At 63.1% G+C, this 11,592-nt stretch carries 11 protein-coding genes; 3 read left to right on the forward strand and 8 right to left on the reverse strand.

What is annotated here, in order from left to right; genetic code table 11:
- Nucleotides 1-233 precede the first annotated feature (233 nt).
- Complete coding sequence (locus B0G71_RS10295; protein ID WP_106281321.1) at nt 234-1,691, forward strand: NCS1 family nucleobase:cation symporter-1; 1,458 nt, start codon at nt 234-236, stop codon at nt 1,689-1,691.
- Between the two features lie 117 nt (nt 1,692-1,808).
- On the opposite strand, the gene B0G71_RS10300 is transcribed toward B0G71_RS10295, so the two are convergent.
- Both B0G71_RS10300 and B0G71_RS10305 read right to left on the reverse strand, forming a co-directional pair.
- On the reverse strand, nt 1,809-3,179 hold the full coding sequence (locus tag B0G71_RS10300) for an MFS transporter (protein ID WP_116141449.1): 1,371 nt from the start codon (nt 3,177-3,179) through the stop codon (nt 1,809-1,811).
- A gap of 52 nt (nt 3,180-3,231) precedes the next feature.
- Nucleotides 3,232-4,482, reverse strand: a complete 1,251-nt coding sequence (locus B0G71_RS10305) for an amidohydrolase family protein (RefSeq protein ID WP_116141451.1) — start codon at nt 4,480-4,482, stop codon at nt 3,232-3,234.
- 328 nt (nt 4,483-4,810) lie between these two features.
- Here B0G71_RS10305 and B0G71_RS10310 point away from each other — a divergent pair, with 328 nt between their 5' ends.
- Nucleotides 4,811-5,017: a hypothetical protein gene (locus tag B0G71_RS10310; RefSeq protein WP_106281325.1), complete on the forward strand. Its 207-nt coding sequence runs from the start codon at nt 4,811-4,813 to the stop codon at nt 5,015-5,017.
- A 40-nt stretch (nt 5,018-5,057) separates the two neighbouring features.
- Nucleotides 5,058-5,216: a hypothetical protein gene (locus tag B0G71_RS41305; protein WP_158608150.1), complete on the forward strand. Its 159-nt coding sequence runs from the start codon at nt 5,058-5,060 to the stop codon at nt 5,214-5,216.
- Between the two features lie 107 nt (nt 5,217-5,323).
- On the opposite strand, the gene B0G71_RS10315 is transcribed toward B0G71_RS41305, so the two are convergent.
- From B0G71_RS10315 to B0G71_RS10340, 6 genes are all read right to left on the reverse strand, one after another.
- On the reverse strand, nt 5,324-6,004 hold the full coding sequence (locus B0G71_RS10315) for a hypothetical protein (protein WP_116141453.1): 681 nt from the start codon (nt 6,002-6,004) through the stop codon (nt 5,324-5,326).
- Nucleotides 6,001-7,407, reverse strand: coding sequence for a selenium-binding protein SBP56-related protein (locus B0G71_RS10320; protein WP_116141455.1), 1,407 nt, complete (start codon nt 7,405-7,407; stop codon nt 6,001-6,003). The genes B0G71_RS10315 and B0G71_RS10320 overlap by 4 nt, the downstream gene beginning before the upstream one ends.
- Nucleotides 7,408-7,716: 309 nt before the next feature.
- Nucleotides 7,717-8,595 (reverse strand): ABC transporter permease, encoded by an 879-nt coding sequence (locus B0G71_RS10325; RefSeq protein WP_116141457.1) that lies wholly within the window; start codon nt 8,593-8,595, stop codon nt 7,717-7,719.
- Nucleotides 8,592-9,422 (reverse strand): ABC transporter ATP-binding protein, encoded by an 831-nt coding sequence (locus B0G71_RS10330; protein ID WP_116141459.1) that lies wholly within the window; start codon nt 9,420-9,422, stop codon nt 8,592-8,594. The genes B0G71_RS10325 and B0G71_RS10330 overlap by 4 nt, the downstream gene beginning before the upstream one ends.
- A gap of 70 nt (nt 9,423-9,492) precedes the next feature.
- Complete coding sequence (locus B0G71_RS10335; protein WP_116141461.1) at nt 9,493-10,545, reverse strand: ABC transporter substrate-binding protein; 1,053 nt, start codon at nt 10,543-10,545, stop codon at nt 9,493-9,495.
- A gap of 47 nt (nt 10,546-10,592) precedes the next feature.
- On the reverse strand, nt 10,593-11,501 hold the full coding sequence (locus B0G71_RS10340; protein ID WP_116148476.1) for a TauD/TfdA family dioxygenase: 909 nt from the start codon (nt 11,499-11,501) through the stop codon (nt 10,593-10,595).
- Nucleotides 11,502-11,592 lie beyond the last annotated feature (91 nt).

The raw sequence follows: 11,592 nt of genomic DNA on the forward strand, positions 1-11,592 counted from the left end.
ACTAGCGCCGGGTTCGGGCCCGCTCTGTGCGCTTCCGCGCATATCGTCGCGGGACAGGCGCTGGCAGCGAGTTTGCGTCGGCATGCTCCTGGCTTTAGGGTTAACCCATTCAGCCCCGCGCAGCAAACTGCATACAGTTCTGGCATACGAGCCTGCTTCAGACGCGGGGGTAGTGCCGCCCGGGGACTTCCGGCGGTGTTTCCTCGGTTCCACGAACTCAAAGGAGATGACAAATGGAAATCCGCGACCCTTCGCCCGGCCTCTACAACGAAGATCTCGCCCCTTCAAGGGTGCGCAACTGGGGTGCCTTCAGCATTTTCAATGTCTGGACCTCTGACGTGCACAGCCTCTGGGGCTACTACCTCGCCGCCAGCCTGTTCCTGCTGTGCGGCACGTTCACGAACTTCGTGCTGGCGATCGGGATCGGCTCGCTGGTGATCTACGCGTTGATGAACCTGATCGGCTACGCGGGCGAGAAGACGGGCGTGCCTTATCCGGTACTGGCGCGTGCTTCATTCGGCGTGTGGGGCGCCAATCTCGCGGCGCTAGTGCGCGCCGTGGTGGCCTGCTTCTGGTACGGCGCGCAGACGGCCGCGGCGGCGGGCGCGCTGGTCGCGCTGCTCATCCGCAACGACAGCCTGATGGCGTTCTACAAGGGCACGCACTTCCTCGGCCACTCGGCGCTGGAGGTGATCTGCTACGTGGTTATCTGGGCGCTGCAACTGCTCATCATCCAGAAGGGCATGGAGACGGTACGCAAGTTCCAGGACTGGGCCGGCCCGGCGGTGTGGGTCGCGATGCTGATTCTGGCGATCGGGCTGTGCGTGAAGGCCGGCGGCTTCTCGTTCTCGCACGGCATTCCGATGGACGTGCTGCTCGATAAAACCAGAGACGCCGGTGTCAGCGGCGATCCCGGCTCGTTCTGGGCGCTGATGGCGGTGGGCGCGACCTGGATCACCTACTTCGCGGCGCTGTACCTGAACTTCTGCGACTTCTCGCGCTACGCGAAGAATCGCGACGCCGTGAAGAAAGGCAATCTGTGGGGCCTGCCGGTCAATCTGATCGCGTTCTCGCTGGTCGCCGGCATCACCACCATCGCCGCCTTCAAGGTGTATGGCGAGGTGCTGCTGCACCCCGAGCAGATCTCCGCCAAATTCGATAGCTGGGTACTGGCGTTCATCGCCGCGCTGACCTTCGCGGTCGCCACGCTGGGCATCAACGTGGTCGCCAATTTCGTCTCGGCCGCGTTCGACATCTCCAACGTGTTCCCCAGGCAGATCAGTTTCAAGAAAGGCGGCTACATTGCCGCGGCCATCGCGCTGGTGCTCTACCCGTTCGCGCCGTGGGAAGGCAACGCCGCACACTTCGTCAACGCGATCGGCGCGACGATGGGCCCTTTGCTGGGGATCATTCTGGTCGACTACTATCTGGTGGCCAAGGGCAACATCAACGTGGCGGCGCTTTATCAGGAGCACGGCGAGTACCGTTACGAAGGCGGCTGGAACGTCAACGCGTTGATCGCGGCGGCGATCGGCAGCGTGTTTTCGACCTTTCTACCGAACTTCACCACGCTGCTGCCGGTCTGGTGGAATACCTACGGCTGGTTCTTCGGCGTGCTGATCGGCGGCGGCACGTATCTGATCATGGCAACACTGCGGCCGCGCACGGCGGTCGCGCCGACCCGCGCTTGAGGGTGGCTTACAGGGCTGGACACGGTGCCGCGCGTTCAGCCCTTTGTGATTCAAGCATTCGCGCAAGCTCCATCGCGCAGGTGGACTGGTCGTCGCGATAGCCGCGCCTGCTTTTCCTCACGGATTGATCTGCCCTGCTGCAATGTCTTCCAGCGATCTTCCGCGCGTCGGCACGCCCATGAGCAGCACCGCCAGCGCGCCGATCAGCAGCACCAGCGTCGTCGCCCCGAACACGCCGGCGAAACCCAGCCGCGGATAGACGTATCCGACGAGGATAGGCGCGGCGATCGCACCCAGCCGGCCAATCGACGAAGCGAGCCCGGTGCCTGTCGCGCGCACGTCGGTGGGAAACACTTCCGGGGTATAGGCATAAACGCCGGCATAGGTGCCGTTCATGAAGAACGAAAGCAGGATGCCCGACACCATGATGCCTGTATCCGTACCCGTCAACGCGAGCCCGAGCGCCGAGATGCCGCCCAAGATCATGTACGACGCAATCGTCGCCTGCCGGCCGATCTTCTCGTTGAGCCACGCGCCCGAAAAGTATCCAGGGATCTGCGCAATGTAAATCACGAGCGAATATGAAAAACTTCGCGTGATCGTCATTCCGTTCTGAACGAGCAAACCGGGAATCCACGTGAAAAACGCGTAGTAGCTGAACGTGATGGATAGCCACATCAGCCAGGTCATGGCCGTGATGCGCGCCAGCTTCGCTGCCCATAACGCCTTGACGTTGGCGATGATCGAGGCTCGTCCGGCGGCGAGCGGAACGGCTTCCTCGCGCACGGCAGGCAATGGCTCCAACCGCACGCCGGACTTCGTCACCTCCGCTTCCATGCGCGACACGATCGCATCGGCTTCCGCGTGCCGGTCGCGTGCCTCGAGCCAGCGCGGCGACTCGGGTAACGCGCGACGCCACCAGAGCAGCATCACGATGGGCAGTGCGGTGATGACCATGACCGCGCGCCATGCATTGGGCGCGAGCGGGATCACCAGATAGCCGAGCAGTGCAGCCGCCACGAAGCCAAACGAGAAAAATCCCGCCAGGCTGCCGGTGAAACTGCCGCGATACCGCCGCGCCACGAACTCCGAGAGGAACGGCGCGACAATGGCGCTTTCCGCTCCCGTCCCCAGCCCGGCGACAATGCGCGTCGCCAGAAAAAAGCCCCAGTCGTTCGCGAGCGCGCTGGCAAGCGAGGCGACGCAGTAGATCACGAGCGCATACATCATGACCTTGCGTCGGCCGATGATGTCGCCGAGCATGCCCGCGAGCATCGCGCCGAAGAAATAGCCCATGAACGTACCGCTTCCCAGCACGCCGGTCTGCACGCTAGTCAAGCCCCATTGCGTGCGCAGCACCGGCAGCAGGAACGCGAGCACGGCGGCATCCATCGCGTCGAAGGTGTAGCCAAGGCCGCCCATCAGCAATAAACGGCGGTGAAAACCTGAAAACGGCAAGCGCTCGATACGGGCGGCAATCATCGACATGGGGCAAGCTCCGATCAGGACACGGGGGCGGCGCGCACGCGCGCGGGTACGGTCAAGCGCTTTCGAGTTCGTTGACGAAGATCCGGCCATCCTTCATGACGAGCGGAATATGCTCGCCCTGACCTAACAGGCAATCGACGGACTTCAAAGGATTGCCGTCGACCACCAGCAGATCGGCATGCGCGCCCGGCATGATTCTGCCGAGCTTGTCCTGCATGCCGAGCACTTCCGCGCCGACGAGCGTCGCGCTCGCGATCACCTCGGCCGGCGACATCACGTCGGCCAGAATCCGGAACTCATCGCTTTGCAGCCGCTGCGCCTCGCCGAGCAGGTCCGTGCCGAAGCCCAGCTTCACGCCGGCGCGCTTCATGATTTCGATCGAATGCAGACCCGCGCCATGCACGTCCGCGACCTTCGCAATGCTGGCCGGAGGCAGTCCGTATTTCTCGCCTTCGCTGGCGAGCGCGTCGTAAGTGACGAGCGTGGGCACGACATACGCGCCGTGCTCCGCGACGAGGCGTGCGGTCTCCTCGTCGATCAGATTGCCGTGTTCGATCGTGCGCACGCCGCACCGCACGGCGCGCGCGATCGCCGCGGGCGTATAGGCGTGCGCCAGCACGTACGTGCCGCGCCCCTGTGCTTCGGCGACGATGGCGCGGATCTCGTCTTCCGAGTAGCCGAACGCGCCGACGGGATCTGTAGGTGAAGCCACCCCGCCCGACGCCATGATCTTGATCTGGTCCGCGCCCATCTGCAGTTCCTCGCGCACGGCGCGGCGCACTTCATCGACGCCGTCCGCCACGCGGCCGAGCGCGCCCACCCGCACGCAGCATCCGCAGGGAGCATCGGGCGGCATGTAGTCGGAGCGGGCGCGCGGATCGGCGTGACCGCCCGTCTGGCTCAACGCGCGGCCGGAGACGAAAAGGCGCGGACCTTCGATGAGCCCCGACTCGACCGCCTGCTTGAATGGATACCCCGCTCCGCCCGCGTCGCGCACGGTGGTGAAACCGCGCCGCAGCATCGCGCGCATGATCGGCACGGCGCGCAGCGTGACGAGCACATTGGGGAGCGTCGCCACGCGCGGCAAGTTGAATTCGATCGCAACGACATGCACATGCAGATCGATCAGACCCGGCATGATCGTTTTGCCTTTGACGTCGATCACATGCGCGCTGCTGCTTTTGATCGGCTTGTCGGAGACTTCGCGCACGAAGCCATCCTCGATGAGAATTTCAAAGCCTTCCAGCAGATCAGGACGGGTGGGATCGAGAAGCGCGCCGTTACGTAGGACGAAGGTGGTCAACTGATGTCTCCTTCAGGTTTCGATCGCGGCGCCCGGCATACGGGCCTCGCTTCGAGTAGAGAGGCTGGTGTATGGAAGCGCTGCCAGGCTATTCGTCAGGACAGATGTCGCACGCATTAAGTATGCGCTGACGAACCCATGACGCAAAGCAGATCGAAAAAAGCCTTTCCCACATGTTGATCTTTCGCTGGCCTGAGCATTAAGATGGGCACCTCGGCGCGCGACACAATGACATCGCGCAGCCGACACCCCGAATTGATCCTGCTCGCAACACGAGGTCAACGGATCAGGTTCCCAGCCAGGCAGCAAGCTCAGCCAGGAGACAACGATGCTCAGTCCACACGAATTCGCGACCCTTATGTTGCTCAAGGATGCACCGGATCTGCTGAGTCTGGACGGTGCCGATCTGGAAGCGCTTCTGGAGCGCCAACTCGTCACGCTGGAAGACCTCGCTTCCGGGCAGCAACGCCCGCTCATTACCGCTGACGGACAGATATTTCTGAAGGCCGCCGCTCGTATCCCGAACGACGAATGACACCTATCGCTTGATCAGTTTCACAGTCAAGGAGTGTTGCATGGCCGAATCAGCGGCGGGAATCGTCGTGGGTCTATGCGGGTTGGGCGTCGCCATGCTGCTGGTCGCCGGACATTATTGGCGCGAGATGAGCAGGCGCCGCCAACTCAGGCGGATGGACCATCGCGACTGCTGGGAAGTGATGCGGCACAGGCGCTGAAGGCGCGCTAGCCGCTCGTGATGGGGCTGGCCGATGCGCTGCCAGCCGTATATGCGTTGCGCTGCGGGCTCATGCGGTTCGGCCAGCGAAAACGTACACACGCCCGCTCAAACCTCGCCGACCACCGCTGCGTTGAGCGCCAGCGAGAGCGCGCCAACCAGAACAAGACTCAACGCCCACACCGCATCCAGATTGAACCAGCTCCGCGACACGAACTTCAACCCCAGGTAACGATAGACCAGCCAGGCCAGAAGCCCACCGGCAACCATCATCGCGCAGGCATGTACACCTGAGACGAGCAGCGCCATGCCGAGATTGGCTTCGACCAGGGTTTGCGCGGCCCGGTGCCCTCGATCCATGTCATAAGCGCTACACAGCCCGAGATAGATCGGTACGAGCATCAGTCCGGCGCCGTGCGCAATGGCAACGGCGAACGACCACAGCGTGAGCCGTGACGGAGGAATTCGCACGAGGACACGCGGATGGCGTCGCCGGATCAGCAGAAACACACCGAAGCCGATCACGAGCAGACTGGCGCCGACCTGTATCGCGCGCTGCCAGGCGAGCAGGACGGTCAGCATGGCGAACGGCAGCATCACCAGTAACACGGCCAGCACATGCCCGACCGCGAGATAGACGAGCGCGCCGAACAACGCCCGCGCGCGCCGCTCCATCAGACCGCTCGACACGGCGAGCGGCCATCCCATTGCCGGGTTGATCCCGTGATAGAGACCGCTCGCCAGAATGGCCAGCCACAAGCCGGTCTGCGACCAGCCTCCCCCAATCAAACGCCCACCGACGGGTAACAGAACGAATCGGTCGAACAGTCTCCACCTTCGAGCCGGATCTGATGAGCGCGGTAGCCCTCCGGAAACGTCACCCAATATTCGTCGGCCAACGTGAGGCCGCCGCCAGGTTCGGCTCGCGCCATGACCTGCGCCGCCGGCACGCCGTCCGGGTAGAACTGGTTGTCCCACGTCGAATAGAGCGAGTTGGTCCAGTAGACACGCTTGCCGTCGCGGCTGATCTCCACCATCTGCGGACCGCCCGCGAAGTTCTTGCCGTTCGTATGAGGCGTGCGCCGTGCGATCCCGCCGATATGAACTGATCCGGTGAGCTTCGGCTTGCGGGGTTCCGTCACGTCGTACTGGCGCATCTCGCCGGTGCCCCAGCAGGCGACGTAGAGGAATTTGTCGTCGATGGAGAGGTCGATGTCCGTAACGAGCGGCGGCACCGCGCCGAAACCCTGCAGCAACGGCGGCAATTGTTCGGTGGCCGCGGGCTCGGGCGGAATGGTGGCGGTCTTCTCGATGTGAAACTCGCCACCTTCGCGCCACCAGGTCCAGATCGAGCCTTCCAGATTCGTCGTATCGACCACCACGCCGATAAAACCGTACTCGCGGCTCGGATCGTGCGCGGGCCGCACTTCGAGCGCCATCTGATGGTTCGCGCCGAGATCGAGCGTCTGCACGTTGCGCCGGCCCCGCAGATCCCAGAAGTGGATCCGGTGCCCGTATTGGTTCGACAGCAGATCTTCGGGGACGATGCCGTTCTCGAACTGCGGCGGCAATGCCCATTCGCTCGACACCATATAGTCGCGCGGCAGGTTCCACCAGAAATCGTAGTGCTTCTCCTGCGACCCGCGATCGATCTCCCAGCGACCCAGCACTTCGAACGTTTCGCAGTCCATGATGAAGATACCCGGCGGCCCGTCGGTGCCATCTTCCCCTGCGCCGCCCAGCGTGCTGACGTAAATCCCTTCCGGCCCGCAGTGAACGGTATGCGGACGTGAGTAGCCGGTTTTGCGGAAAATCTCTTCGGGCTCGATGATCTTGTGAATCTTCGCCTGGGTCGGATGCGGATGGGTATCGACGATGTAGATGCGTGAAGAACGCATGCCCGGAATGATCAGATAGCGCCGTTCGAGGAACGCGTGGCCGGTCAGCGGCGAAAGCGACGACGAGCAGGCGTTCCAGCCGAAATGATGGAACTCGTCCCCCTTGTACGGCACCGGCACGGTGTGAACCACCTGGCTGTAGGTGGGCGAACCGGGCTTCACGTCGATCACGGCGAGCGCGTCGGGCTGCGAGAAGTCGGGGCTGAGAAGCACCGTGTACGCGTACTCTTCCGCGGGCGCATCCATGGCGAGTTTCGGTGACGCATGAAAGGTGGGATCTGGGCGCATACCCATGGCGAGCTCTCCTTGTCTAACCGGTTCGGGGCCAGGGCGTCCGCGTATTCACCGTCACCGACGGGCCGCACGCCTCGTTACGAAACATCGTGCTCAATGAGATGCACGGCCCGTTGGCGGCGGACCGTGCGCAGCTTCAGGTTTGTAGTCCACGGCGGCAGCGGGAGCAACCGGGAGTTTTCGTCAACTTGCTTTGTGCGGCGCAGCGTGCGAGCTATGCAAGCGCCCTGCCGCACTATCGTACTCGTCAACGCGATGCGCCGCCGCCCGTCGCGTATACGGCGTGTCCGTATGTGCGCTGAGGAGCCTTCAGTGCTGCACGCCCCAGCGCCGCACGGTTACGCGTTCGAGCGTATCGAACACCACGTGTTCGATCAGCAAGCCGATCACGATCACCGCGGCGAGGCCCGCGAAAACGCGGTCCGTGTACAGCTCGTTGCGATTCTGGAAGATGTACCAGCCGAGGCCGCCACTGCCTGAACTCGCGCCGAACACGAGTTCGGCGGCAATCAGCGTGCGCCAGGCAAACGCCCAACCCACCCGCAAGCCCGCGAGAATCGCCGGCAACGCCGCCGGCACCAGGATCAGCAGCACATGGCGCAGGCCGGTGAGCCCATAGTTGCGACCCGTCATGCGCAGCGTCGCCGGCACCGACTGAAAACCGGAATAGGTGTTCAGTGCGAGCGGCCAGAGTACCGAATGAACCAGCACGAACAGCAGGCTGCCGGTGCCCAGGCCGAACCACAGCAACGCGAGCGGCAACAGCGCGATGGACGGCAACGGGTTGAACATCGCCGTCAGCATCGACAGAACATCGCGGCCCAGACGCGTCGACACCGCGAGCGACGTCAGCAAGAAGGCGAGCGCCGCGCCGAGCAGATAGCCGCGCAGCAGCACGGACATCGACACGGCGGTTTTTTGCAGCAGTTCGCCGGACCACACGCCTTGTACGAACGCACTGAACGTCGCGCCGAACGTGGGCAGCAACAGATCGTTGTCGATCGCGCGCGCGGCGATTTCCCAGATGCCGATCAACACCAGTGCAATCAGCGTCTTGCGCAACCAGCTTTGCGCGAAAATGCGCTTGCCGAGCGGCAGCGGCGCTTCGAGCACAAGTTCGCCGAGCGGTTCGAGCGGACGCTCGTACTCGTCGCGAACCGGCGGCAGCAAAGTGGCGGGAGAACTCATTGCCCGGCCTCCGTCTCTTCGAACAACAGGTGATGAATACGCGCGACGCTGCGCTGAAAATCGCTGCGGCCGAAACTGTCCTGCGAATATTGATGGCTGTTGAGTTCCGCGCGCACACGGCCGGGATGCGGCGACAGCAACAGGATGCGATTGCCGACCACCAGCGCTTCCTCGATCGAATGCGTGACGAACAGCAGGGTGAAGTTCACTTCCTCCCACAGACGCAGCAGTTCTTCCTGCATCTTGCGGCGAGTCAGCGCGTCGAGCGCGGCGAAGGGTTCGTCCATCAACAGCACGCGCGGTTGCATCGCCAGCGCGCGGGCAATCGCGACGCGCTGCTTCATGCCGCCCGACAACGTATGCGGATAAGCATTGGCAAACGACGCCAGCCCGACCTTCTCCAGATAGTGCAGCGCCCGCTCGTTGGCCTCGGCGCGCGAGAGCTTCTTCGCGACACGCAGCGGAAAGGCCACGTTCTGCAGTACGGTCTTCCACGGCGGCAACTGGTCGAACTCCTGGAACACGACAATGCGATCGGCGCCGGGACCGCGCACAATCTGGCCGTCGAGCGAGATGCTGCCGGACGTCGGTTCGATAAAGCCGGCCACCGCCTTGAGCAAAGTCGACTTGCCGCACCCGGACGGTCCCAGCAGCACGAAACGGTCGCCGCCGTAGACGTCGAAACTCACGTCGTGGGTCGCGCGCACAATCCGCTCACGCGTGCGGTATTCGAGGTTGACGTTTTCGACCGCGAGCAGTTTTTCGCTGGTCGCCGGCGCGGCTGCTTCAGCCTGCTTCGGAAACAGCACGGTAGGATTGGCCACCATCAGATCGCTCCCTGTAAGCCGACCACTCGGGCCGTTAAATATCCAGCGATGCTCGCGTATGCCTTCATGATCAGCTTCCGGTGGCGGTCGCCGGGTCGTCGAAGAAATAATCCTTCCAGGACTTCGGTTCGTTCCTGATCACGCCGACTCGATGCATGAACTGCGCGAGCCCGAACGTGTTCTGCGGCGCGACCTTGAATTGCACCTGCGGATCCTTGATGACCTTCAGCAGCAGATTGCGGTCGATCTTCGACTGATTCGTGTGGATGTAGATATCGGCCGCGGCATCGGGATTCGCCGTGATAAAGCGCGCTGCGTCGGCCAGTGCGTCGACGAATGCGCGATACGTTTTCGGATTGTTGTCGCGGAATTTTTCCGTTGCGTACAGGACGGTCGCCGAACTCGGGCCGCCCAGCACATCGTAGGAATTCAGCACGATGTGCGCCTTCGGATTGCCCGCCAGTTCCTGCTCCTGGAACGGCGGATTGCCGAAGTGGCCGGTGATTTCCGTGCCGCCCGCGATGATCGCCGCGGCCGCGTCCGGATGCGGCAAAGCCTGGGTGAACTTGTCGAGCCGGTTGTAATCCTTGTCGCCCCAACGTTTCGCCGCCGCGTATTGCAGCACGCGCGATTGCACCGAGACGTTGACGGCCGGCACCGCAATGCGGTCTTTCTCGGTGAAGTCGGCAATCGTCTTGACGTCGGGATTGTTGCTGATCAGGTAGTACGGCAGATTACCGAGCGACGCCACGCCTTTCACATTCTGCTTGCCATGCGTGCGATCCCAGATGGTCAGCAGGGGGCCGACGCCCGCGCCGGCGATATCCACCGCGCCGGAAAGCAGCGCGTCGTTGACGGCGGCGCCGCCCGAGAGCTTCACCCAGTCGACCTTGATATCCAGCCCCTGCTTGCGCCCTTCCTTCTCGACGAACTGCTGATCGCGCGCCACGTTCAGCAGCAGATAGACGATGCCGAACTGTTCGGCCACGCGGATCTGCCCTTCGGCATGCGCGGGCACGGCTGCGCCGAGGCCGGCCACCGCCGTCGACAAAGTCAGCAACGTCGCGGTTAAACGGTGAGGGAAAGACGACCGCGCAGCGGTCGGGCGAAACATGGCGAGCATCGGAACTCCGGTCAGCGTGTGATGGTAATAAGCGGGCTACGTTGTCGTTAAAACGGCACGTCGCCTTCAATCGTCGTGCGATACAGTTTGCGGCGCAGATGATCCGGTGTGCCGGCCGCGAGATGCATCAACGAGCGGTTGTCCCAGAACACCATGTCGTGTTCGGCCCATTGATGCCGGTACAAATGTTCCGGCCGCACGCTATGCGCGAAGAGTTCATCGAGTAATTGCTTGCTCTCGTCTTCGGGCAAACCGATCACACGGGTCGTGAAATGCTCGCTGACAAAGAGCGCCTTGCGCCCGGTCTCCGGATGCGTGCGCACGATCGGATGCACCACCGGCTTGACCTGCGCGATCTGCTCGGCGGAGAGATTCGGGCGCCACGGGCTGCGTTTTTGCAGTTCCGCGTACTTCGCGAGATACGTGTGTTCCGCCGAACGTCCTTCCACGGCGGCACGCAAATGCGCGGGCAGCGCGTCGTACGCCAGATGCATGTTGGCGAACAGCGTGTCGCCGCCTTCCGACGGCAATTCCTGCGCGTGCAACAGCGAGCCGAGGCTCGGCTTCTCCTTGTACGACAGGTCGGAATGCCAGTAGTGACCGGCATCGCCGAGACCGATCGGTTGGCCGTTTTCGACGATGTTGGAGACGATCAGCACTTCCGGATAGCCCTTCAACTGGAACTGATGCAGCACATGAATCTGCAACGGACCGAAGCGGCGGCTGAAGGCGATCTGCTGATCCGGCGTGATGCGTTGATCGCGAAACGCGAGCACGTGATGATCGAGATGCGCGCGGTGAATGCGGCGGAAATCGTCGTCGCTCAGTGGCTGGCTGAGATCGAGGCCGAGCACTTCAGCGCCGACGGGGCCGCCGAACGCGCGAATTTCGATGGGCTGGGTCTGATGAGCGTGGCCAGTCTCACTGGCGGCGGTGGATGCAAAGGCAGTCGTCACAGGAAACTCTTGGTCGAATCTGTTCGGAAACGCCGGCAAGGGCGCAGTCAGACGAATTTACCGGCACGCGCGCGCCTCGACAACGAAGCAA

It is taken from the genome of Paraburkholderia sp. BL27I4N3 (genome assembly GCF_003386115.1).
GTDB lineage: Bacteria > Pseudomonadota > Gammaproteobacteria > Burkholderiales > Burkholderiaceae > Paraburkholderia.